The following is a 24,349-nucleotide window of genomic DNA, read 5'->3' as shown; positions in this document are numbered from 1 at the left end:
CTATGTTCAATGTTGTCTGGAAAAAGTTTATGAACAGTGTTCTGAAAGTGTTTTCTATTACGTCTTTGATAGTGGTCCCTATCGCGAGTTTTGCTGCTGATGGTGCGGAGGCGCTTCAACGGCATCATGAACGTAACAAACAACGGTTTAATGAAGCTGAAATGCGGGTACAGAGTAAACAGGCTATTGAAACAGATAAGCCTGATGTTTCTCAGGAGGAGAATAAATCTTCAGGCGAGGTGGAAGAAGCTAATGCACGCGCTGCTAAAGAGGCAGTCTGATATCGGCTTGGTTAGTCGGTAGCTTCTGGCGAAATTACCAATGTTGAATTGAATGTATTAATTTATAGGACACTTATGAGTAATCAGGTTCGAAAAGCACTTATCGTTGTCACTCACCCTGTTCCAGGTTCCCTCAGCCATGTTATTGCCGATCGTATCAGCGAAGACCTTGTCGGGCGGGACATCGAAGTAGAGATCGCAGACCTTCATGCGGAAGGCTTTTCGCCCGCAATGACTGCGGGGGATGTAATGCTCTACCGCGGGGTCGGTGAAGTTGCCCCTGAGATCGCGCGTGAACAGGCGAGGGTAGATCAGGCTGACATGCTCGTGTTCGTTTTTCCTGTTTATTGGTGGTCTGTCCCCTCGATGCTCAAGGGATGGTTCGAGCGCGTATTTAACGGAGGATGGGCTTATAGCGTCGATGAGAAGGGGCGTGTTATTGGCACCATGCGCGACATTCCCGTGCTGCTTGTCGCAACGGCAGCCGGCAATGAGAGTGGCTATGAACGCCATGGCTATGCACAGGCGATTCAGAATCAGATCGTGGAAGGTATCTTCGGATATATCGGCATGAAAAATACGCAGGTCGCATATTTCTATGACGCGGACAACGCCACGAACGAGCGGATTGAACAGTTCGTTGAAGCCGCAACCCCGCAATTGGAAAAAGAGCAGCTTCTGTCCACGATGTGACGGTCAAAACCGTCACAAGGCATCGGCTCATCGTAAAGGAGATAGCGTGGAAAAAGTATTGATCCTGGGCGCGACCGGCAATATCGGCGCCCTTGCAGCAGACCGGCTCGTTCGTGAAAACGTAAGTCTGCGCCTCGTGTCAAGCCGCGAAAGCGGCGTCAAGTCGCTCCGTGAACGTTTTCCCAGTGCTGAGGTTCTGCAGGCGGATTGGTATGACCCCGCGAGCCTGAAAGCGGCGATGCGAGGCGTGGATCGGCTGTTCATCGTCACGCCAGACTTCGTGACGGACGAAACGGTGGTGACACCTAACATCATTGATGCTGTCCGGGAGGCGGGCAGCGTTTCGCAGATCGTGCGCCTGACCGCGATGCCACCCGGTTTGAAGGCGACAGATATTTCCAGGGAAGTGCTGGCAACCCGCTGCGGTGCAGCCCAGCATATGGTTGCCAAGCCGCTCCTGGACGCAAGCGGATTGCCGATCACCTATCTTAATGTCGCTTGCTGGATCATGTTCAACATGTCCTGGTACCTGGCGGAACCGGTCAAGACCCAACAGCAGCTTCTTATGCCGGCTGTGACCGATGCACGCCGCCGTTGGGTGTCCGAGGAGGATATCGCTGATGTTATCGCCAGAATACTCATGGACACACCGGAGGACCATATTGGGCAAGACTACCTGATGACCGGTGCGGAACAATTCGATTACAAGGATGTTGCGCAATTACTCAGCGATGTGACCGGCAAGACAATCACTTATGTCGACGATGATTCAATGTTAAAGACTTCGATGGGCGGCTGTTTCGACACATTGATGACCTACTACACCCACGAGTCGCGCGATTATCTGTCGGTACCGGCCAGCGATGCGAAGTTGAAGATTTTGGGAGTACGTCAGACTACGCTGGCGGAATACCTGACTCAGAATATTACTATGTTTATCTGATGCGTCTGCGGGCGTATTTGATTGAAGCGTCATAACTTGATTCTGGATTAGTAGCTTTTTGCCGAAAATGGTCCCGCGATGAATGTCAGCTAATGGCCGTTTTCAGTCGGTCACCGCAGGCAGAAACGGCCAAGAGCAGACGCTTTCCCTAAGTGCTTGTTGTTCGGGAGTGGTACGCGGACGGATAAACAATGGACGGCCTAACGATACCCCTCGTCTCCGAACAAATCGTCCCTTGCGGCCAAGCCAAAATCATCAGGGGCGTCAGCAGCTGTGTCGCTGAACAAATTCTCGGTCCTCCGTTCCTGCTTGAGGTAAGCAATAGTCTTGAAGAACCAGTCCTTACAGAGATGCAGCTCATACCGCTCGCCGTCATGTCTGGTGCCATAACCCCACTCAGCGTGGAGGCTGGCGTATTGAAGTCCGCCATTCTCAGAACGCGTGGAACTGCTGCATGCATCACACAAGACGTCAATGACTGTCTCGATCTCGACTCTTCCCGTGATCTTCATTGCTGCCCTCTACCTATGTCTTGAATCAACACGTCAGCATACAGCTTGCGAGCCGACCTATTGAACCGTTCGATGCAGTAACATTGACGCCACAGTGTTTGCTTGGGGCGGTTGCAGCCCTTCCTGACAGGCACCTTTTCGACCCAGCGATAGCAGTGGCGACAGGCAAAAATTAGCCAATTTCTGCCTTTCTCGAATGTCTGTTTGGGTTGTGGTCCTTCGATTATGGAGGCTCCCCCTGAAGGAAAGTCTCGGGAGCGGCAAGTCGCGGCTGATATGAACACGTCAAAAGTTACGTGTGCTATCCGTCGCCCCAGTCAGCAGTGGTTCGGCCTCACGTAGCCGTATCGATAAATGGAGAACCTAAATCCTCCAGCCGTGGTTGCAAGGGATTAGACCTGAGCAGACGGGACTCTCGACTGGATAAATTCGCCATGCTGATAGAATCGCACTAGCAACTCATAACACCCCTCTGAGAATTGGCATGAATCCAGATTTAACTGAAGAAGAAATGCGCCGGGCGCTGTTCGGTGGTAGCGAGCAAGCTCCGCAATGCAGTGAGCCTCCAGTGCAAAAGCCTGTCTCGGATATCGTGATCACGCAGCCGGCGAAAGTGGCAGAGAAAAAGAAAGTCGCGAAAACATTTACACCCAGGCTGAGAGTCACGCTTCGAGTGGGCAATGAATTTGAAGGCGAGACGCACGAGATGGTCCATGAGGCCGATACGCTAAGTACCCTCCTAGCCGAGCAAGAAGCTACTAGGGCGGCCAAGAAAAAATTCCGATTTGTGAAAGTGGTTTCGATCAAGTCGATGTAAGAGAATTTTCGCGAGGCTTGCGGGCTGGGCGTGGAACGCCTTTCATTTGGTGGCCGACCCGAACGATCTCTCTAGTATGGGGGATCCAGGCCTGACGTCACTGGCGGAAATCGCCCCAGTACGGCCTGTCGCCGTCGCAATTTATGCCCAATTGCCATCGCTGATATGTGATGGTCGCTTACAGTTATAGCGCTGTGCAAGCGAACGCGGAATGTGTACTTAGTATGCAACTCAAAACAATACCTAGAAATTCACAGCGGCGTTTCTTTACCCTTAAACGCATCAAGACTCCCCCTGCTCATTTTGGGCGCCACCTTCTTCGCTTGAGACTTGAGTCGCCCGGCGCGCTTCAGTGGCCCCGAACAATCGTCCGAAAAAACCATCTGACTTAGGCGCTCATGCGCATATTTGAGGTCAAGAGTGCTTGCAACCGAACCGCGGCACACCGCGTCAAATGTGATCAATTTAACTCTCCTTTGGCCTTATCTCGTGGAGCTTTCATTGTCAGTGTGCGGATGACCCGCGGCTTGTCGTAGCTGAGTGAGCTCCGCTGAATAGTGCAACGACAACCTCGTGGCTTCGACCAATTGCGCACTTGCCCGTGAAAGGCCCTCCTCTAACCGCTTGGATTCCGCGCGCGACATACCGAGCTGTTCCTGAAGCGCTTCTTTCGCACCGTCAGCCTTGGCGACTGCTGTCTTCATGGTGGCAATCTCACCGGCCAATCGAACCGCCGCATCTTCATGCGTCGCCGCCGCTTTGGCCAGCTGCCGAGCCTCGCTCAGCAAGCGCTCGTTATCTCTGTTGAGTCGAGTCAGTTCGTCCTGCTTGAGCATCAACGTTTGCTGCAGCTGTCGCAGCTCAACCTGAACTTGTTGCACCTGCCCTTCGTGACGACGTTGCTCTTGGTCGCGCTGATCCTTTACGGCCGATCGGTAGTGCTCAAGTGCGTCACGAGCATGCGAGTGCTTTTCTTCCAGCGAGCGAATCTGCCCGTCTTTCTCATGCACCCGGACCTCTAGGTCAGCACAGCTTTGGCTCAAGCGAGCATTGCGGGTGAGCTCGGCTTGCAGGCTTGTCTGACAAATCTGCAACTCATCCGCTTGAAGCGCTAACGCTCCTTTCTGAGTATCCACCTCACGCTGAAATGAGGTGAGTTCGGCACTCAAGCCGTCGACCTTTTGCTCCAGCTCAATGCGCTGCTCGTCAAAACGCGCCTGGGCGTACGCAAGAGCTTCGCCGCCCTCCTCCGTCATTCGCTCTAACAGGCCGGCAACAAGCTCGGTCAATTCATCACTCAGCCGCTCTCTAGAGGCCCGCGGTCGAGGGTCAAAATCTTCTATTTCCTTCAAGTAGCGGTGAATAGTGGTCTTTGAGCCGGTATTTCCCAGCTCGATGCGCACGGCGTCGATGCTCGGGTTCTCGCCGCGAGCAAGCAGCGATTCCCGCGCTTTTTGGACAATCGCCTTGTTAATTCCGCCGCGTGCCATTTTTTTCTCCTACGATTTCGTACCGTTTTACATACCACGTATATACATAGCACTTTACCAACTAAAAAAGAACGATATGAAGTCGGTTCTTTGATAAAATAATGGAGCGTTATCGCATCATAGAGCTGGTTTTGGCCATTTCCGTCGCCGGAAAAGGTACGTTTCGCGTGGAGGGGTCGAGATGAACAAGGCAGATCGGTACCTGCAGGCCGGCACCCGGGAAAACACCCGGCGCAGCTACCGCACGGCAGTGGAGCACTTCGAAGTGACCTGGGGCGGGTTTCTGCCGGCGACGGGCGATGGCATCGTTCGCTACCTGGCCGAGTACGCGGATAAGCTCGCCATCAGCACGCTGAAGCAGCGCCTGGCCGCGTTGGCTCAGTGGCATATCACTCAGGGATTCCCTGATCCCACGAAGACGCCAACCGTTAAGCAGATGATCAAGGGCATACGGACGTTGCATCCAGCTCAGGAGAAACAGGCCGCCCCTCTCCTGCTACTTCACCTGGAACAAGCGGTAGGCTGGCTCGATCACGAGGCAGCCCTAGCAGCGGAGCGCTGCGCATTTGGAAGTGTGATCAGGCATCGACGAGACATCGCTCTAGTGCTGATTGGGTTCTGGCGGGGTTTCCGGGGTGACGAACTGGCTCGTCTGCAGGTTGAACACACTCAGGCAGAGTCCGGCGCCGGTATCACTTTCTATCTGCCTCATACGAAAGGCGATCGACAACACCTAGGAGCGACATTCCACACCCCTGCCCTAAAAAAGCTGTGTCCCGTTCAGGCTTACATCAACTGGATCACAGTGGCCGGCATTGCGCGCGGGCCGGTGTTCAGGAAGGTGGATCGTTGGGGTAACATCGCCGAGAGCGGCATCAACTCGAACAGCTTGATTCCCCTACTTCGACGTATTCTCAAGCAGTCAGGTGTCTCGGCTGAGCTTTATAGCAGTCACTCCATGCGCCGTGGATTTGCGACTTGGGCTTCAGCTAACGGCTGGGATATCAAAGGATTGATGAGTTATGTGGGGTGGAAGGATGTGAAGTCGGCGCTTCGGTATGTGGACGCGAGCACGTCCTTTGGAGGCATGGCGCTGACAAAAACCGCAAGGCCCTCTCCAGACGGCGTCACGACGACACGCTGGTCCTTGCCGACGGCCAGATGGGCGACTGGACGCCACATGACCTGCGCCGCACGAGCGCGACCATGATGCAAGCTTTGTGGGTCAGCCTGGACGTCGTCGATCGTTGCCAAAACCATGTGCTGGCCGGTTCCCGGGTAAGGCGCCACTACCTGCATCACGACTATGCCGAAGAGAAGAAACGTGCCTGGAACCTGTTGGGCGATCGGCTCAGTGCCGTGCTGTCTTCAACCTATGAGCATGCGCCAAACGAGTCGATGTTGTCTTTTCCAGCTTATGCGACGACAGAGACGCGGACACCCTCATAGGGCTGTTCCACCCAGAGCTCTCCGGAATTCAACATCCGCGACAACCCGTGTCGTGACCTTATAAAATTCACGATGAGCAAAGTGACAGGCTTACATTGGCGGAAAACAACTTCCCAAGCAATCTGGACAACCGATTCAAAAACCTGTCTGCGGAGCATGGCAACCTGTTCCATTTTCGATGACGAGACTGAGATTTAGCTGAGACAAATGTAGGTGGCTGATCGTAAATGCCAGCTTGGATGCAGGAAACGTGAGTGTGCTCTTGCTACTGCTCATACGAATTTGGCTTTGAGCGATTCGAGGGAGTCTTCATAGAAACCCAGGAAAATCGCCTCGGCTTCTTGGGTACTAACACCATTGGCGGTGAAATCTCCGGACCACTCAACAATCGACGCATTTTCACCATCAGGTAGTACGGTAAATATCGAAAAATAATCGGTAACCGGGAACGCCCCTTCGGTAATGGAATAGCTATAAGTGCGCCCTTGGTTATCGAAGTACTCGAGTCGCTCGACGATGATTTCACCACTTTCTAGACAGATGCTGCGTAAGCGCCCGCCTTCGCTAAGTTCGCTGGTTGTCACACCCGGCATCCAGTCAGGCAACGAATTGAATCCACCTGCCAAATCCCAGACCTTTTCCGTTGAAGCTGGTACATGTATTGATGCCGCTGCATTGGCCATGACTGTTCCTCATCAAAGTTGGATCGACAACAATTCATTCAAGCCGCTGCCTATGCCGCGTCGGTGTTGTTGCGCCTTGGTGCATCCATCTAGGGCATCCAATAAACCTGCACTTCGAGGACGCAGGCTTTACCGCTTTAACTCAGCGCTGACTCAGCGTCAGCGCTTTGTCCGTAACCGTGAGAGTGAGTTATCCGAAGGAGATCAGCCTTTCCACCCGCCTCCCAGCGCCTTGAACAAATCGATGGAAGCTACTCGCTCGGCTAACTGATCAGTGATCAATGCTTGCTGTGCAGCGAACAGCGTCCGTTGCGCATCCAGAAGAGTCAAAGAGCTGTCAATGCCTGTCAGGTAGCGACTTTCCGCGAGCCGATAGTATTTGGCACTCGCGGTGACCAACCCTTGTTGCGCCTCAATCTGCTGCCCAAAGGTCTCGGTTTCGGCCAGCCCATCGCTGACTTCTCTGAAGGCTGACTGGATAGCCTTTTCATAACGCGCCACTTGAATGTCCTTCTCGACTTGAGAGACATCCAGGCTCGCCTGCAAGCTGCCCGCATTGAAGATCGGCAGGCTGATCTGTGGAAAAAAGCTCCAGGCTCCCGACCCTCCGTTGAACAGCCCGGACAATGCCTCGCTGGAAGAACCGGCGCCTGCCGTCAGGCTGATTCGGGGAAAGAACGCAGCCCGCGCTGCGCCGATATTCGCATTAGCAGCCTTCAACAGTAATTCGGCTTCCAGTATGTCGGGTCGGCGACTGAGCAAATCCGAAGGCAACCCGACGGGAACCTCAGGCAAATATTGTCGCTCCCAATCACCGGCAATCAGGTCTGCCGGAAGTTCGCCTCCGATCAACAACACCAACAGGTTGTGGTCTTCGGCCACTTGCCTACGATACCGCGCCATCGAACCGCGAGCGCCTTGTACCAGAGTTTGTGACTGGCTCAACGCCAGGTCCGACGCCGTGCCCACTTCAGCGCTTCGCCGGGTCATCTGGTAGCTGTTTTCATAAGTGTCGAGTGTATCGCTTGTCAGTCGCTCCAGCGCCTGATCGGCCTGCAGGGTGAGCCAGGCGCTAGCAACGCTCGCAACCAACCCGATGTGGGCTGAGCGCTGAGCCTGTTCGCTGGCCAGATAACGCTGCAGCGCCTCTTGATCGAGGCTGCGCACACGGCCGAACAGGTCCAGCTCGTAGCTCACGTTCAGTCCGACCGAGTACTGACTCTCGATCGTGGCTTTATCATCAGGTGCCAGGTCTGCCGGAACGCGCTGACGACTGTCGCTTCCTGCTGCCGAGACGTCCGGCAACAGATCCGCGCGGCGAATGCGATATCGCGCCTGGTAGGCCTCGACGTTCAATGTGGCGACTCGGATATCCCTATTGTTGGCCAGTGCGGTCTCGATCAGGCGATGCAACGCCCGATCGGGAAAGAATTCGCGCCAATCGAGCGCAGCCGCACTCTCATCACGAGTCATGGGCGCCAATGGATAAACGGCCGGCACCGGAGCCTGTGGCTGCTGATACGCCGGAATCAGGGAGCAACCACTGAACAGCAGCGAAGCGAGTACTAGAAAGCTGAAAGGCTTGATCATGACATGACCTTCTCTTGAGCGGCCACGGCCGGAACGACGGACGATCGACGTGCGAAGAGTGACGACACCGAAACATAAAAAAGCGGTACCCAGAAGATGGCCAGGACGGTGGCGGTCAACATGCCGCCGATCACACCTGTGCCGATGGCGTGCTGACTGCCAGAGCCTGCGCCGGTAGAGATAGCCAACGGCACCACCCCAAGGATGAACGCCAGGGATGTCATGACAATCGGGCGCAAACGCAGGCGTGCCGCTTCAATCGCCGCTTGCGTGTAGCTCATACCCTGCTCATGCAATTCCTTGGCGAATTCCACAATGAGGATGGCGTTTTTCGCCGCCAGCCCTACCGTTGTCAGCAGGCCCACCTGGAAGAACACGTCGTTGGACAGACCGCGCAAAGTCGTCGCAAGCAAGGCACCGACAACACCCAGCGGCACCACCAGCATCACGGCCAACGGGATAGACCAGCTTTCGTACAAGGCCGCGAGACAGAGGAACACCACCAGCAGCGAGAGCGCGTACATGACCGGCGCTTGAGAACTGGACAGCTTTTCTTCATACGACAAACCTGTCCACGCCAGCGCGACCCCGGGCGGTAACTGAGCCGCGATGGCTTGTGCTTCAGCCATGGCATCACCCGTGCTGTAACCCGGTGCCGGGCTACCCAGTATTTCCTCCGCCGGCACGCCGTTGTAGCGCGCCAGTTTGGGAGAACCGAAGACCCACTCGCCAGATGCGAAAGCGGAGAACGGCACCATTTTCCCGGCGGCGTTGCGTACGTACCATTTGTCCAGATCTTCTGGGGACATGCGGGCGCTGGCCTGGCCCTGCACAAACACTTTTTTGACTCGGCCACGGTCGATGAAATCATTGACGTAGTTGCCGCCGAAGGCCACGGACAGGGTGGTGTTGATGTCTGTTTGTGAGACCCCTTGCGCCCTCGCCCGCCGGTCATCGATCTTCAACCGATACTGCGGCTCATCGTTAAGGCCGTTAAGCCGCACCGCCGTCAGCACTTTGCTTTCGGACGCCAGACGCAAGAACTGATTGCGCGCCTGCACCAGCACCTCGTGGCCGACGCCGGCCTGGTCTTGCAGGAATAAATCGAAGCCCGAAGCATTGCCCAGCTCGCGCACGGCAGGTGGCACTACGGCAAATACCATCGCATCGCGCATGCCTCTGTATTTCGCTTGTGCGCGCGCGGCCAACGCGAGCGCCGCATCCACAGGACCGCGCTGTCCCCAGGATTTGAGCAGCACAAAAGCCATGCCCGAGCTTTGCCCGCGTCCCGCGAAGTTGAATCCATTCACGGTAAACACGGCGTCTACCGCGTTGGCCTCACCGCCCTCCTCATGCGTGGCGAGCAAGTACTGACGCACACTGTCGAGTACTTTCTGCGTGCGCTCGGCACTGGACCCCGCCGGGGTCTGCACCTGAGTGAAAATCACGCCCTGGTCTTCATCAGGCAGAAACGCGGTGGGGATGCGGTTGAACAGCAGGACCATGCCCGTGACGATCAGCAGGTAAGCCAGAAATGCCGGCGCCTTGTGCCGCAGCATCCCGGCGACGCCACGCTCGTAGCATTGCACGCCGCGATCAAATCCACGATTGAATGCACGGAAGAAGCCGAGCCGTGCGAGCCCGTGTGAAGGGTCATGTGGCTTGAGCATCGTGGCGCACAAGGCAGGCGTGAACACCAACGCGGTCAGCACCGACAGGGCCATTGCCGAGACGATGGTGAGGGAAAACTGGCGATAGATGACGCCGGTTGAACCGTCGAAGAACGCCATCGGCAACAGCACCGCCGACAACACCATGGCGATGCCGACGAGCGCGCCCTGGATTTGTTTCATGGAGCGAATCGTGGCTTCTTTCGCCGACAAATGCTCCTCTCGCATAACGCGCTCCACGTTCTCGACCACAACGATGGCGTCATCCACCAGCAGACCGATGGCCAACACCATGCCGAACATCGACAGCGTGTTGATGGTGAAACCGGCGACCGCGAGGATGCCGAACGTACCCAGCAGTACGACGGGCACAGTCAGCGTGGTAATGATGGTGGCGCGGATGTTCTGCAGGAACAGCAGCATCACGAGGAACACCAGCACGATCGCCTCGCCCAAGGTATGGAACACGCCATGGATCGAGTCGCGCACAACGGGCGTGGTGTCGTAGGGGTAGACCACTTTCATGCCGCGAGGGAAAAACGGTTGCAGTTGATTGAGGGTGTCGTGGATCGCCTTGGTGGTGTCTAGCGCGTTAGCCCCGGGGGCGAGTTTGATGGCGATGCCGGATGCCGGCATCCCGTTGAACTGGGCGTTCACGCTGTAGGTTTCGCCACCCAGCGCGACCTCGGCCACATCGGCCAGGCGTACTTCGGAACCGTCGGGGTTGACCTTGAGCTGGATGTCCTTGAACTCATCCGCCGACTGCAAGCGGGTTTTGCCAATGATGGTGGCATTGAGTTGTTGGCCCGGCAGTGCTGGCAGGCCGCCGATCTGACCGGACGACACTTGCACGTTTTGGGCTTGTATCGCACTTTTCACATCGACGGGCGTCAGACCGAAACTGACCAGCTTCGAAGGATCAAGCCAGATCCGCATGGAGTACTGCGCGCCAAACACCTGGAAGTCGCCGACGCCAGAAGTGCGCGACAGCGGATCCTGCATGTTGGAAACCACGTAGTTGGCCAAGTCTTCGCGGGACATGCTGCCGTCTTCGGAGACAACGCCAATGACGATCAGGAAATTCTTGACCGCTTTGGTCACCCTGATGCCCTGCTGCTGCACTTCCTGCGGCAACAGTGGCGTGGCCAGGTTCAGCTTGTTCTGAACCTGAACCTGGGCGATGTCGGGGTTCGTCCCCTGGTTGAACGTAACCGTGATCGCCATGGTGCCGTCGGAGTTGCTTTCCGAGCTGACGTAGCGAAGGTTGTCGATGCCGTTGAGCTGTTGCTCGATGACCTGGACCACGGTGTCTTGCACAGTCTGGGCCGATGCCCCTGGGTAGGTCACCTGAATCGAGATCGCTGGTGGAGCGATATCAGGGTATTGGTTGACAGGCAGCTTGAGGATTGCCAGCCCGCCGGCCAGCATGACAATCAATGCGAGTACCCAGGCAAAAATGGGCCGATCGATAAAGAACTTGGACATACTCAGTTCCCCCCAGCCACGGCACCGGCCAACGCCGGCGCCACGATTTGAGCGGCGGTCACGGTGACCTTCATGCCCGGCTTGACGAACTGCAACCCCTCAGTGATCAAGCGATCTCCCGCCTCGAGGCCATGCTCTACCAGCCATTGGTTGCCCACAGTGCGATTGGCCGTCAGGGGACGCTGTTCCACGATCCCGTCAGCGCTGACCACCAGTGCGCTGGGATTGCCCTTCAGGTCGCGAGTCACCCCTTGTTGCGGAGCGAGGATGGCGGCCTGCCGCACACCGTTCTGGAGTTTCGCCCGAACAAACATGCCCGGTAGAAGCAGATGTTCGGGGTTGGGAAACACCGCGCGCAGGGTCACCGAACCCGTAGAGGGATCGACTGACACCTCAGAAAACTTCAGGCGCCCAGGCAGTCCGTACGCGCTGCCGTTTTCCAGCGCGAGGGTCACCACAGCGGCGTCCGCACCCGCGTTCTCCAGGCGACCTTGCTTGAGGTCGTCACGCAACTTGAGCAGGTTCGCAGAGGACTCGGTGATATCGACGTAGATCGGGTCGAGCTGCTGAATGGACGCCATGGCTCCCGTTTGACCGTTGTTCACCAGCGCCCCTTCGGTCACGCTGGAGCGTCCGATGCGGCCGGCAATCGGCGCGAGCACACGGGTATAACGCAGGTTGATCTCGGCACGCTTCAGATCAGCCTCCGCCGTCAGTTGTCGCGCCTGCGCATCCTCGAACTCTTGGCGGCTCACGGCTCTTTCTCCGATCAGCTGTCGATAGCGATCTGCGAGGGAACGGGCTTGTTGAAACGAGGCGCGGGCACGAGCCACGTCTGCTTCGTATGGCGATGGATCAATGCGGTACAACGCTTGTCCGGGTTTGACCTCGCTTCCTTCGTCGAACAAGCGCTGCTGAATGATTCCGTCCACTTGTGGCCGAACTTCCGCGACGCGAAAAGGTGCGGTACGCCCCGGCAGTTCGCTTTGCACGGTGTAAGTCTGCGATTGAAGCGTAACGACTCCAACCTGGGGCGGTTTGACGTCTTGCACGGGCGCCTCTTGCTTGCAGCCCGCCAGCACGATCGACAGCGCCAGAGCGGAGACGATCAAGGGAACCGTCTGTGTAGGTTTCATGGGGCATTCCTCATACTTTCGCCAGGCGATAGCGAGCCGTAGCCGGCCGAATCGGGGCGAGTTCTAAACGAAAGTTTTTGTCAGTGGCCGCGGGATGCTGCTTTGACGACCGGGGTCAGTTGATGGGTGCCACTGTACGAACACGAGCACGCGGGGAGAATCGCTGCCCTGTGCAAGGCTTCATTGCGCATTCGGCAATGCTGCTTTTGTCCGAACGGGCAATCAGAGCGACCGACCGCGCGCCGCGCTTGTATTGGCCGGCAGTCAATTCGATCAAAAGCGACGCGCAACGCGGTCTTGCCTGATGCACAGGACGTGCTTAAGGCGCGAGAATTTCCTGAAGAAACTCGATGAATACATTGATACGACTGGAACCACGATGGTTGGGCAGATACAGCGCATTGATGCAGGTGCTTGCACTGCCTGGGTTGACTTCATATTGCTCCAGCACTCGCGTCAGCCGACCTGCACTGACATCCTCACTTACCAGCCAATCGGCCAATAGCGTCACACCGCCACCGGCCAAGGCGGCCTCGCGCAGAATATCGGCATTGTTGCTTTGCAGCCGTCCCTGCACATTCAAGCGGATGACGTCCTCATCTCCCTGGAATGTCCAATTGTGGTGGCCCGTGCGGTAATCGAAACGCAAGCACTGATGTTCCAGCAGGTCGCGAGGGTGTCGGGGCAGTCCGGTTCGAGTCAGATATTCGGGACTCGCCACCACCCAACGCTGGAAATCGCCCAGCCGCTTGCTGACGATGTCATCACTGACAACCGATGAACCGAGACGTACTGACACATCGATTTGTTCGCTGAGCAGGTCACTGACCTCGTCACTCAGCGAGAGACTGATTTCCAGACCGGAATGGCGTTCAAGCAACCGCCCCAAGTGCGGGGCGATGATTCGCCGGCCGAATTCCACCGGGACGCTGACCCGTAAACGCCCCTGAGCTTCGCTGCCACGGTCGGCAACGACCGCATCCGCTTCATCGATGGCCTCGAGGATCGCCACGGCTTTATCGAAATAGTGCTGCCCCGCCACCGTGACGCTCGTATTGCGCGTGGTGCGATTGAGCAGGCTGGCGCCCAACTCACTTTCCAGCCCCGCAACTTGCCGCGTCACTGACGACGTGGAGATCCCGAGCTTACGCGCCGCAGACGAGTAGCCCCCACAGCGTACCGTTTCGACAAACATTTTCAGCGCCAGCAACTTATCCATGAACGGATTCCAAGATCGAAAGGTAAAGGTAGCGACTGTGCATGACCAGGCATTGGGAGTCTTGCATGGCTGTGCTCAGTGGCCGGATTGATAAAAGAGGCTTGCGACCTTACAATTGATCAGATGATAATCAAAAATCATCAAATGATCGATTGATCAATAGAGCATTTCGGAGCAGGTACATGCCCACGGCGGAAACCAGTCGCTTAGTGGCCGCGCAAGCAACCAGGCACGCACCTGAACTCGCTACGACAACAATAAAAAGGAGATCAACGATGCAATGCCCCTGCTGTCTTTCAAAGACCCGCCGCCAACTGCTGGGCATCATGGCAGCTACCGCGGGTGGCCTGCTGGTTACTCGTCTATCACCCTCCTCAGCGGCACCGATCAAGAAAGACGCCTACGTCCCGGTGCGATCGGTGGACATCCACGCGCATTACTACCCTGAAGAGTTCTTACACCTCTTGGGAAGTGAAGGCAAAGCGTTCGGTGGAAGCTATACCCGCCAGGAAACGACGTTCAGCTTCGCCACCCCGGCCGGTGGATTAGGCCCCCTGCCCTTGAAATTTATTGATGTGCAGGCGCGCTTGCTCGACATGGACCACTCCGGCGTCGATGTTCAGGCGTTGTCCCTTAGCGTGCCGATGGTGTACTGGGCAGATCGACAACTCAATGCCCGCCTGGCACGTGCCTGGAACGATGCCGCATCGACAGTGCATCGCCAACACCCGCAACGTTTTGTGGTGCTGGCCACGTTGCCGATGCTAGAGGCTGACGATGCAATTGCCGAGTTGGAACGCGCAGCCGAATTGCCTGGGGTTCGGGGGGTGTACATGGGTACCAACATCAACGGCCTGGACCTGGACAATCCGCGTTTCGCGCCAATCTTTGCCCGCATAGAACAGCTGGGACTCCCGGTATTCCTGCACCCGCAACAAACGGTCGGCGGCACCCGCCTGAGCAATTACTACTTGAGCAATTTGCTGGGCAACCCGTTCGATACCGCTATCGCCGCGTCACACCTGATCCTCGGCGGAGTATTGGATCAATACCCACAACTGCATGTGTCATTGCCTCACGCCGGTGGTGCTTTGCCAATTCTCGTGGGACGTCTCGATGCCGGGTGGACCTCACGTCCTGAGACACGGCGCCTGGCCCAAAAGCCGAGCAGCTACTTGACGCGATTCAGCTACGACACCGTGTCGCATTCCGGTCCGGTGCTGGACTATTTGATCGCGAACGTCGGTATCGACCATCTGGTACTGGGCAGCGACTACTGCTTCGACATGGGCTATGAACAGCCGGTGCGTTTTGTCGAAAGCGTAGGCTTGGGTCCGCGCGAGAAAGCGGCAGTACTCGGCGCCAACGCGGCCAGGATCCTGAAACTCCCCGTATAGCGTTTACGAAACTCTCGATTTCCCTTTGGCCGGTCTGACCGGCCTTTTTTTGCGTGCCGTTCAAGGAATCATCGAATCGCCTCAGTCGTTACGCCCGACAACATAGCCCGATTGATCGACCCAAGTTAGTTAAATACTAATTAAAAGATTTCTCATTGAGCGAACATGGAGAAACATCACTTTCGTCAATGTCCAGTATCCAGTCTGAGTATTTTTATAAATAAGCTGGCGCCACCATAATTCGTTCCAGAAGCAAACAAAGAGATATTGCTTCCTCTCTTACTCTTACTGGAAGATACCCTGATGAAATATGCAATGCTCGCCTCACTCATGATGTTTAGCGTTTACGCTTCAGCCCATGATGGCGCCCACAGCACTGCCTCTGCCCCTGAACCTGAGCAGTACAACTATTCCGAATCCGAACGTCTGGATATCGCCAAGGTCATCGACATCACTACGGTCGAAGACACTCAGAACGCTTGTGGCCCAGTGGACGCACACATGGTGTACGTCGATCACAAGGGTACAACGCACGACCTGCAATACAAGATACTGGGTGGTGCCTGCCAGAATGGTTAATGCTTCAATGTTTACAGATGTCAAAAAGAGGAGATAGCTTCGATCTGAAGCTAATCTCCTCTTTTTATATTCAGCCTAGAAAAACCGCACTAACTCCACGGTTATATCCCGCTTGATCCCGCCAATAAATCCGGTGTGAGCCGCACTATCAGGTTTACGCGATGCCCATTATCCGATTGCCCATACTGACTCCCCAATCCCCCATGCGTTTGCCTTCTGCAAGCTGCTGTTGCTGCCAGGCCAACAGGGCGTTATCGAGGTCGCCGATGTCGTCGATTGCTTGCGCCAGGGACAGTGCATTGCGGGCTGCTTTGGCCGTGCTTCCGGCGGTATGAGGACGCGGCACAAAAGCGGCGTCGCCAGTCAACAGCACACGGCCAAACACCATTTGCGGGACTTTGAGATCGAGGATCGCCTGCACAAAAATATCCCTGGTCTGGCGAATCAGTTCCCGAAAGGCCGGATTCGCCTGCCGCTCACCCATTTCCCGGATATAAGCATCCTGACCAGTGGCCAAGGCCCCGGGTGGAATGGAATGACTACGCCGATGGCCATCACTGTCAGTGAGCACAGCGTCCAGTTCCGCCCCTTGTGCAGCTTTCAAATACCACAGCCAATTGAACCGACGCTCGCCAGGATTCACAGAGCCACTCATGCTCGGCACCATGTATTCCAGCATCAGCGATTCAGGGTCTTGTTGAAAAACAAAGTCCTCGTAAAGCTGCACTTTGGCGAAGTCTGGAAGTTGCTCTTCATCGACCAGCCCGCGCCACACCACATACCCCGAATAGCTGGGCACTGTTCCAGGCAACACCACGCTTCGCACGGTTGAACTCGCGCCATCAGCGCCAATCAGCAGGTCTGCCTCGGCACTGCTGCCATCGGCGAAAATCGCAGTCACTCGGTGCTCATTCTGAGTCAGATCCACCAGCGTCACGCCACGGTGATAATGCTCGGCGGGAAATGCAGAAAACAATGAGCTGTACAGTGTGTTCCAGGACGTCTGGGTTTGCGGCATCGGCTCTTTATGCACGACGCTACCAGCTCGATCCAGATAGAGACGATCATGGGACCGGACGCCGAGCGCACCTGCCGGATGGATGCCCGCATAACGAAAATGGTGCAGGACCTCCGCTTGCAGAACGATGCCCCCGCCACGACTGTCCATCGCCGCAGGGGATCGCTCGTAAATATCGACCTGCCAACCAATCGCGCGTAACGCCGTGGCGGCGAACAGCCCTCCCAGGGAACCACCAATGACCAAGGCCTTCGGAACGCCTGAACTCTTCATTACCTTCCTCCTGGTTGCACGGTGATTTCCCAGCTGCGGTTTACCGTTGCGTTATGCCAACACCGGATAGTCGATGTACCCCTTGGCGTCGCCGCCAAAAAAGCTGTTGCCGTCAGCCACGTTGAGTTCGTTGCGACCGCGCAAGCGAGCCGGCAAGTCGGGGTTGGCAATGAACGGGCGACCAAAAGCGATCAGGTCTGCACGGCCCTGCGCAATGGCCTGTTCGGCCGTTTCGCCGGAGTAGCCACCCGCCAACATCAGAACGCCGTGGAAGTCAGTACGCAGTTGCTTGATGATCGCGTCCCAGCGTGGATCGTTACTTTCATCGAGCACTGTGCCGACCATCATCGGTTCTACCAGGTGCAGGTAAGCGAGATTCCAGCCATTGAGCCGGGATGCGATGTAGCCAAAGGTTTGTTCCGGGGTGTCATCGCCCATTCCCATGAAACGTCCCATCGGTGTCAGGCGGACAGCTACGTATTCGGCACCTACTTCCGCGGTCACGGCTTCCACGACTTCAAGTAGCAACCGCGCACGGTTTTCGATACTTCCCCCGTAGCGATCACTTCGCTGATTGCTGGCGCTGTTGATGAATTGGTCGAGCAGGTAGCCATTGCCCGCGTGAATTTCCACACCATCCATACCGGCCAGAATCGCGTTGCGAGCGGCCTTGCGGAAGTCGGCAACGATCGCTTCGATCCCTGGAATGTCCAGCTCTTGAGGGACAGGTACATCACCCCATACGCCCTCGCCCTCTTCATTCAGGATGAAGGTCTTGCCGGGCACTGGCTGCGCGGTCGGTGCCACCGGCAAGCCGCCACTAGGCTGGAACACCGGGTGCGACACTCGCCCCACATGCCAGAGCTGCAGGAAAATGCGCCCGCCTTCTGCGTGCACGGCCTCGCTGACAGCCTTCCAGCCCTGAATCTGCTCGTCGCTATGGATGCCGGGCGTCCAGGCGTAACCCTGGCCCTGCTGTGAAATCTGCGTAGCCTCGGTAATGATCAACGCCGCACTGGCACGCTGACGGTAGTACTCGACGTTCATCGATGTCGGTACGTTGCCAGGTTGCCCCGCCCGCGAACGAGTCAGAGGCGCCATGGCGACACGGTGATCGAGGTTGAATTGACCGAGTTTGATAGGGCTGAACAAGTGATGAGTCATGATGATTTCCTGAATGGATAGGGATTGAAAAAACGCCTTAGGCGGCTTGGCTTCGTTTCAGTATCTGGATCATTATTTCGATGGGCTGGGCGCCACTGATCACGTCATCTTCGATCTGAATACTCGGCACCGAGCGCACACCGGACGCCTTGGTTTTGGCTTCGAGCTTCAAGACTTCCGCCGTGCCTTCATCGGCCTTGAGAAAGTCGACAATGACCTCTCGGCCCAGCCCGGTTTCGGCAGCGATGTCGGCCAGCACAGTGAGGTCGCCGATATCCCGCCCTTCGCAGAAGTACGCCTTGAAAATGGCCTTGACCAGCAAGGAAGCGTCTCGACCCGCCTGTTGCTCGCGCCATACCAACCGATGCGCGGCCAGGGTGTTGGGCGTTTTTTCGACTCGCCCATAATCAAACTCAAGGCCGACGGCCTTACCGGCGTGGGTGACCTGTGCGTCCATGGCCTGGCTACGCGCCCAACTGCCGAACTTGCCAGAGCGATAGGCTTTGCGATCCATGCCTCGAACAGGCATGTCGGGGTTTAACTGATAAGGCAGGAAACTGATTGGGCGGTCCGTTGAAAAACCCGAAGCGGCCAGCGCGCGCTCAAGATTTTCTTCACCGATCCAGCACCATGGGCAGATGAAGTCGTAAGTCACCTGAATTTTGGATGCGTGCAAACTCATGACGGTCTCCGTGGTTGAATTTTTCACCCCCCCAAGGTAGGTGCCGGAGCGCCGTCAGAGAATCCACCCGTTGCACAACGTTGCTTTTCGCAAAACGCAACGATGAGCCCATCACGCCTTTGATTGGCTTTGCGACTTGAGTAATTGGGTGAGGAAATCAATGAACGCATTGACACGTTTCGAGCCGCGATGATTGGGCAGGTACAAGGCCGAGATCGCTGAACTGGCACTGTTCGGATTGACGACAAAAGAGTCGAACAAGGACGTGAGTCGACCACTGTCGATGTCATCATTGACCAACCAATCGGGTAACAGCGCCACCCCGCACCCGGCCAGCACCACTTCGCGCAGGACCTCGGCATTGTTGCTCTTGAATGGCCCTTCGACGGGCACGCGCAGCTCTTGGCCCTGCTCTGTAAATGTCCAGAACTGCTGTGGCGCGCCATAGTTGAAGCACATGCACTCGTGTTGCATGAGGTCCATGGGCCGGTCGGGAAACCCACGAGCTTTCAGGTACCCGGCGCTGGCGACTACGCGACGGCGAAAGCTGCCGATGCAGCGGCTGACCACCGTTTCCATCGCCGCTGGCGACCCCATCCGGATCGATAGATCGATGCGTTCGCCGAGCAAATCGACGATGTCGTCCGATAGCGTCATATCCAGTACGAGCAGGGGATAGCGCGCTAAAAGCGCGCCGATATGAGGGGCAATAAGACGCTGTCCAAATGCCACGGGCACTGAGATACGCAACTGTCCCGCAGGCACTTCACCGCGGTCCGAGACTGACTCGTCGGCGTCAGCCATGGCGCTCAGAATATCCCGACTTTTCAGGTAGTACACACCACCGGCATCGGTCAACGTGACTTGCCGGGTAGAGCGATTCAGCAGTACGGCACCCAGGTCATCCTCAAGCCTGTCGATCATTCTGGTCACTGAAGAGGTCGCCAGATTAAGTTGCCTGGCGGCAGACGAAAAGCCCTTGGAATCTACTGACTGGATGAACATTTTCAGTGCGAGCAGCTTGTCCATGAAACCCCTTCCGTCATTACGTTCCTTGAGCGCGTATCTTTGGACATGGGCGCACCCTGCGCGAGTTAACGGTTGTTAATTCTGCCTCCGTTGCGCCTGGCGCAATGTAGCGTTGCGCATTGATGGGGTACTCCATCACAAGCGCCCTCTCTAAGCTCACGACATGGAAAATCGCCGTACGCCAATCGCACGCGGTGGATTGAAAAATCTGTCGTTAATTCAGCTCGAGAGGTAAGGCGATGAAGCGCAAGACGATCATCGGTGCCGTTCTGGCAATCGGCGTCGTGGGATTAGGGTTTGCGTTCTGGATGATGTGGAGGCCGGAAATTGCCACTGTCAGCCAACACCTGAATGCTGATCGCGAAACGCTGGACAGAGGCCGTCGCGTCGTCGAAGCGGGCGACTGCGCGGTCTGTCACACACGGCCAGGGGGCGCCTACATGGCCGGCGGTTTGCCGCTGGTAACCCCCTTCGGCACCCTCTTCACCACCAACATCACCCCGGACCCGGAAACCGGTATCGGTCAGTGGTCGCTGGACGCCTTCGAGCGGGCCATGCGTGAAGGCATCGCGCGTGACGGCCACTTTCTGTATCCGGCTTTCCCCTACGTGCATTATCGGAAGATGAGCGATGCCGATATTGCCGACGCCTATGCCTTCCTGATGAGCGTGGACCCGATCAAATACACCGCACCGCCAAACCATATGGTCTTCCCCATGAACTTCCGCCCGCTGGTGTCTTTCTGGAACTTACTGTTCCTGCATGGGGATCCGCTGGAACCACTTCCCAACCAATCAGTGCAATGGAATCGCGGACGCTATCTGGTCGAGGGCGCGGGACACTGTTCATCCTGCCATTCGCCCCTGAATCCGATTGGCGGGGAGAAAGGCAGCGAACTGTTCAACGGTGGCGTCGTCGACGGCTGGACAGCTCCTGGCCTGCGCGGAATGACCGAGGCACAGCATCCCTGGAATGAAGCCCAGTTGGTCGCCTATCTGACGGGCGAGGTCGCCGAAGGACATGGCGCAGCGGCGGGCCCGATGTTGCCGGTCAGCCTGAGCATCGCGCAATTGCCGACGGAAGACGCGCATGCCATCGCACAGTACATTCTTGACCTCAAGAAAACTTCATCGGATGCCCCATCGCCGCCCTGCACCTCTGGAGTCAAGCCCAGCGCCAGGGCGCTTCTGGGTGCCGCGTTGTTCGACGGGGCCTGCGCGAGTTGCCACGGCAGCGCGGCCCCCATGCGCGTCATTGAATCGCGGCCGGCACTGGCGAACACCTCAGCGGTGATGGCGGACTCGCCACGCAATTTGATCCAGACCATCCTGCAGGGCATCCCGATGTCCAGCGCCGCTTCCAGCCACTACATGCCTGCCTTCGCCCACAACCTGGACGACACCCATGTAGCTGCACTTGCCGAGTACCTGCGCAACGAAAGTTGTGCGAACCGCCCCTGGACGGATCTCGACAAGACAATCAAAAGTATTCGGGCTCAGGAGCAGCAACCGTGATCACACTTGACATCAACGGCAAGACTCACGAACTGGACATCGCGGACGACATGCCCCTGCTATATGCCTTGCGCAATCAGATGGGGCTCAATGGCGCCAAATACGGCTGCGGACTGGGTCAATGCGGCGCTTGCACTGTGTTAGTGAACGACAAACCGGTGTTTTCCTGCCTGACGCCATGCGGCGCGCTGGCGGGCAAATCGGTGCGCACCGTCGAAAGCCTGGGCAGCGTCGACCAACCGGGGCCGTTGCAGAAAGCCTTTATCGATGAACAGGCCGCCCAGTGTGGTTATTGCATCGCGGGGATGATCGTACGGGCGCAGGCACTGCTGGAGGCCAACCCTCATCCAGACGATGAAACGATCCGCCGCCACATGGCACCGAATTTATGCCGCTGCGGCACCCATGTGCGGATCTTCGCCGCGATCAAATCGGTTGTCGCGAAGGGAGGCAAGGTATGAAAACCCCCAGGCAAGCCGTCAATCTGAGCCGCCGTGCCTTCGTGATAAACGGGGCTTTGGTGATGGGGTTCGCGATGCTTCCGGACATTCCCAGCGCTTTCGCCGACACCGAAGTGGACACCCTGGGGACGTCAATCCTGGCACCCGATCTGCCCGGCAGCCTGCGGGCCACGCCCTATCTGGACGCCTGGATACGCATCGATGCGAAAGATGGCATCACCGTCTACACCGGCAAAGTGGAGCTGGGCACCGGTGTCAAAACTGCGCTCCTGCAGATCGCCGCTGAACGCCTTGAAGTGCCACCTGAGCTCATCCGCTTTCTCACTGCCGACACCGCGCTGACACCCAATGAGGGTTACACCGCCGGCAGCCATACCATCGTCGACAGCGGCACTGCGCTGTTCAACGCCGCGGCCCAAGTGCGTCAGTTGTTACTCGAGTCCGCAGCACGGCAATGGCAGCGCAGCATCGACAGCCTGACCACGCGGGATGCGGTGATCTACGATGCACAAGGCCGCAGCATGACCTACGCACAGGCAGTGGTAGGGGTTCAACTGCATCGCTTTGCATCGGCCAACTCGCCCTTCAAGCCAGCCAGCAGCTTCACCCTGATCGGCAAATCGTTGCCTCGGCTGGACATACCGGCCAAAGTCAGTGGCGGCGCGGCCTATGTGCAGGACATGCGCCTGCCCGATATGCTGCACGCCCGTGTGATACGTCCGCCCCGGCGTGGCAGTCAGCTTCTTGAAATTGATGAGGCCGCCATCAGGAAACTACCCGGAGTGGTGAAACTGGTCCGCAATGGCAGCTACCTCGCCGTGGTCGCCACCGATGAATGGCTGGCGGTCAAAGCGATGCGCGAGGGCTACGCCAAGGCCCGCTGGACAGAAGGGAACCCGCTACCTGACTCGACACACATCCATCAACTCCTCACCGAATTACCGGCGCGGCGCTACCCGGTGAGTGCCAAGGGTGACCTCCCGCAACCGCTACCGCGAGCTTACAAAGCCCGAGTGACCAAGCAATACTTGATGCACGGCTCCATCGGGCCTTCCTGCGCAGTGGCCTGGTTCAAGGATGGAACATTGACCGTCTGGACCCATACCCAAGGTGTATACCCCCTGCGCTCGGGTATCGCCGAGATGGTCGGGCTGCCGGTGGCCCAAGTGCGTTGCATCCACGCTGAAGGTTCCGGTTGCTATGGCCACAACGGCGCCGATGACGCCGCCGCCGATGCCGCATTGATTGCCATGGCCATTCCCGGCAAGCCGATACGGGTGCAATGGATGCGCGAACAGGAAAACCTCTGGGAACCTTACAGCTCGGCCATGCTTGCCGAGGTGGAAGCGGGACTGGACGACAGTGGGCGTCTTCGCGACTGGAAATACGAACTCTGGAGTACCCCGCACAACGAACGTATCGTCAATGCCGGGCGCTTGTTGCCGGCGTGGCTGTTGGCCAACCCCTTCACCCCCGCACCCTCAGTCCCGATTGCTCAGCCCGAAGGTGACGGCGACCGCAATGCCGTTCCGTTGTATGAGATACCCAACCTGAAGGTCGATCTGAACTTTGTGCTGACCATGCCATTCAGGACCTCGGCCATGCGTTCGCTCGGTGCCCATATCAACGTGTTCGCCATCGAGAGCACCCTCGATGAACTGGCGGCCACGGCCACCATCGACCCGGTGCAATTTCGCCTGAATCACTTGAGCGATCCGCGAGCACGGGCGGTGGTGGAGCGCGTGGCCGCTGAGTTCCGCTGGCCGCAAAAAGCCACGGGCCCCGGCAGCGGGATCGGCTTCGCCTTTGCCCGCTACAAAAACATCATGGGTTACTGCGCGATCGCCGTGCAGTTGCATGTGCAGCGCCAGACTGGGCAAGTGACGATTGATCGCGTTGTCGCCGCGGTGGATGTGGGGCAAATTGTCAGCCCCGACGGGCTGCTCAATCAGATCCAGGGTGGCATCGTGCAGTCCGCGAGTTGGACGCTCTATGAACGAATCCTCTATGACGCAGGCGGCATGCATAGCTTCGACTGGAGCGGCTATCCGATCATGCGTTTTACGGATATGCCGCACCAGGTCGAGGTCCACATGATTGATCAGCCGGATCAACCATTCCTTGGTGCCGCAGAAATCGTCCAGGGGCCCATGGCCGCAGCATTGGGCAATGCCATCAACGATGCCACCGGCAAGCGCTTGCTCGACCTGCCCCTGGCACGACGTGGCTGGCAGGATGCATTGGGGTCATGATCGATCCGGGCG

20 protein-coding genes and 2 pseudogenes are annotated in these 24,349 nt (G+C 57.3%); 11 read left to right on the top strand and 11 right to left on the bottom strand.

Features of this window, described 5'->3' with window-relative positions:
- The first annotated feature begins 29 nt into the window (after positions 1-29).
- From HKK53_RS03950 to HKK53_RS03935, 4 genes are all read left to right on the top strand, one after another.
- Positions 30-281 carry a hypothetical protein gene (locus tag HKK53_RS03950; protein ID WP_169369632.1) on the top strand — a complete coding sequence of 84 codons (252 nt, stop codon included), beginning with the start codon at positions 30-32 and terminating at the stop codon, positions 279-281.
- Positions 282-356: 75 nt separating this feature from the next.
- Positions 357-974 carry an NAD(P)H-dependent oxidoreductase gene (locus HKK53_RS03945; RefSeq protein WP_169369631.1) on the top strand — a complete coding sequence of 206 codons (618 nt, stop codon included), beginning with the start codon at positions 357-359 and terminating at the stop codon, positions 972-974.
- 46 nt (positions 975-1,020) lie between these two features.
- Entirely contained in the window at positions 1,021-1,917 is an 897-nt protein-coding gene (locus tag HKK53_RS03940; RefSeq protein ID WP_169369630.1) for an NmrA family NAD(P)-binding protein, read from the top strand.
- A gap of 996 nt (positions 1,918-2,913) precedes the next feature.
- Positions 2,914-3,246, top strand: a complete 333-nt coding sequence (locus HKK53_RS03935; RefSeq protein ID WP_169369629.1) for a hypothetical protein — start codon at positions 2,914-2,916, stop codon at positions 3,244-3,246.
- 251 nt (positions 3,247-3,497) lie between these two features.
- Here the strand turns inward: HKK53_RS03935 and HKK53_RS03930 are convergent, their stop codons facing one another.
- Together HKK53_RS03930 and HKK53_RS03925 are read right to left on the bottom strand one after the other, a co-directional pair.
- Positions 3,498-3,710 carry a hypothetical protein gene (locus HKK53_RS03930; RefSeq protein WP_169369628.1) on the bottom strand — a complete coding sequence of 71 codons (213 nt, stop codon included), beginning with the start codon at positions 3,708-3,710 and terminating at the stop codon, positions 3,498-3,500.
- A gap of 18 nt (positions 3,711-3,728) precedes the next feature.
- Positions 3,729-4,736 carry a DNA-binding protein gene (locus tag HKK53_RS03925; RefSeq protein WP_169369627.1) on the bottom strand — a complete coding sequence of 336 codons (1,008 nt, stop codon included), beginning with the start codon at positions 4,734-4,736 and terminating at the stop codon, positions 3,729-3,731.
- 181 nt (positions 4,737-4,917) lie between these two features.
- On the opposite strand from HKK53_RS03925, the pseudogene HKK53_RS03920 reads away from it, so the two are divergent.
- Both HKK53_RS03920 and HKK53_RS03915 read left to right on the top strand, forming a co-directional pair.
- Positions 4,918-5,796: pseudogene (locus HKK53_RS03920) on the top strand (site-specific integrase); the annotation flags it as partial.
- Between the two features lie 23 nt (positions 5,797-5,819).
- Positions 5,820-6,185 (top strand): annotated as a pseudogene (locus HKK53_RS03915) (site-specific integrase); the annotation flags it as partial.
- A gap of 272 nt (positions 6,186-6,457) precedes the next feature.
- Here the strand turns inward: HKK53_RS03915 and HKK53_RS03910 are convergent.
- From HKK53_RS03910 to HKK53_RS03890, 5 genes are all read right to left on the bottom strand, one after another.
- Entirely contained in the window at positions 6,458-6,868 is a 411-nt protein-coding gene (locus tag HKK53_RS03910) for an SRPBCC family protein (protein WP_169369625.1), read from the bottom strand.
- A 204-nt stretch (positions 6,869-7,072) separates the two neighbouring features.
- A complete protein-coding gene (locus tag HKK53_RS03905; RefSeq protein ID WP_169369624.1) occupies positions 7,073-8,458 on the bottom strand; it encodes an efflux transporter outer membrane subunit in 1,386 nt (461 codons plus the stop codon).
- A complete protein-coding gene (locus tag HKK53_RS03900; RefSeq protein WP_169369623.1) occupies positions 8,455-11,613 on the bottom strand; it encodes an efflux RND transporter permease subunit in 3,159 nt (1,052 codons plus the stop codon). The genes HKK53_RS03905 and HKK53_RS03900 overlap by 4 nt, the downstream gene beginning before the upstream one ends.
- A 2-nt stretch (positions 11,614-11,615) precedes the next feature.
- Positions 11,616-12,749 (bottom strand): efflux RND transporter periplasmic adaptor subunit, encoded by a 1,134-nt coding sequence (locus tag HKK53_RS03895; protein ID WP_169369622.1) that lies wholly within the window; start codon positions 12,747-12,749, stop codon positions 11,616-11,618.
- Between the two features lie 319 nt (positions 12,750-13,068).
- A complete protein-coding gene (locus HKK53_RS03890; protein ID WP_169369621.1) occupies positions 13,069-13,968 on the bottom strand; it encodes a LysR family transcriptional regulator in 900 nt (299 codons plus the stop codon).
- A 275-nt stretch (positions 13,969-14,243) separates the two neighbouring features.
- On the opposite strand from HKK53_RS03890, the gene HKK53_RS03885 reads away from it, so the two are divergent.
- Together HKK53_RS03885 and HKK53_RS03880 are read left to right on the top strand one after the other, a co-directional pair.
- Entirely contained in the window at positions 14,244-15,365 is a 1,122-nt protein-coding gene (locus tag HKK53_RS03885) for an amidohydrolase family protein (protein WP_169369620.1), read from the top strand.
- Between the two features lie 303 nt (positions 15,366-15,668).
- The gene (locus HKK53_RS03880) at positions 15,669-15,944 is read left to right on the top strand and encodes a DUF2790 domain-containing protein (protein ID WP_169369619.1); all 276 of its coding nucleotides are present in this window, start codon (positions 15,669-15,671) and stop codon (positions 15,942-15,944) included.
- Between the two features lie 154 nt (positions 15,945-16,098).
- On the opposite strand, the gene HKK53_RS03875 is transcribed toward HKK53_RS03880, so the two are convergent.
- The 4 genes from HKK53_RS03875 to HKK53_RS03860 all read right to left on the bottom strand — a co-directional run bounded on the left by HKK53_RS03875 (position 16,099) and on the right by HKK53_RS03860 (position 20,110).
- Positions 16,099-17,235 carry an FAD binding domain-containing protein gene (locus tag HKK53_RS03875; RefSeq protein ID WP_169369618.1) on the bottom strand — a complete coding sequence of 379 codons (1,137 nt, stop codon included), beginning with the start codon at positions 17,233-17,235 and terminating at the stop codon, positions 16,099-16,101.
- Between the two features lie 51 nt (positions 17,236-17,286).
- On the bottom strand, positions 17,287-18,399 hold the full coding sequence (locus HKK53_RS03870) for an alkene reductase (RefSeq protein ID WP_169369617.1): 1,113 nt from the start codon (positions 18,397-18,399) through the stop codon (positions 17,287-17,289).
- Between the two features lie 37 nt (positions 18,400-18,436).
- Entirely contained in the window at positions 18,437-19,081 is a 645-nt protein-coding gene (locus tag HKK53_RS03865; protein WP_169369616.1) for a DsbA family oxidoreductase, read from the bottom strand.
- Between the two features lie 111 nt (positions 19,082-19,192).
- A complete protein-coding gene (locus HKK53_RS03860) occupies positions 19,193-20,110 on the bottom strand; it encodes a LysR family transcriptional regulator (RefSeq protein WP_169369615.1) in 918 nt (305 codons plus the stop codon).
- A gap of 239 nt (positions 20,111-20,349) precedes the next feature.
- Here HKK53_RS03860 and HKK53_RS03855 point away from each other — a divergent pair, with 239 nt between their 5' ends.
- The 3 genes from HKK53_RS03855 to HKK53_RS03845 are packed head-to-tail and all read left to right on the top strand — an operon-like array spanning position 20,350 to position 24,337.
- Complete coding sequence (locus tag HKK53_RS03855; RefSeq protein WP_169369614.1) at positions 20,350-21,624, top strand: c-type cytochrome; 1,275 nt, start codon at positions 20,350-20,352, stop codon at positions 21,622-21,624.
- Entirely contained in the window at positions 21,621-22,085 is a 465-nt protein-coding gene (locus HKK53_RS03850) for a (2Fe-2S)-binding protein (RefSeq protein ID WP_169369613.1), read from the top strand. Before HKK53_RS03855 ends, HKK53_RS03850 begins: the two co-directional genes overlap by 4 nt.
- The gene (locus HKK53_RS03845; protein ID WP_169369612.1) at positions 22,082-24,337 is read left to right on the top strand and encodes a xanthine dehydrogenase family protein molybdopterin-binding subunit; all 2,256 of its coding nucleotides are present in this window, start codon (positions 22,082-22,084) and stop codon (positions 24,335-24,337) included. Before HKK53_RS03850 ends, HKK53_RS03845 begins: the two co-directional genes overlap by 4 nt.
- The last annotated feature ends 12 nt before the right edge of the window (positions 24,338-24,349 follow it).

The organism is Pseudomonas sp. ADAK7 (genome assembly GCF_012935675.1).
In the GTDB taxonomy this organism is placed as follows: Bacteria; Pseudomonadota; Gammaproteobacteria; order Pseudomonadales; family Pseudomonadaceae; genus Aquipseudomonas.
Note: the sequence above shows the minus strand (reverse complement) of the source record. Positions and strands in the feature narration are given on the sequence as shown.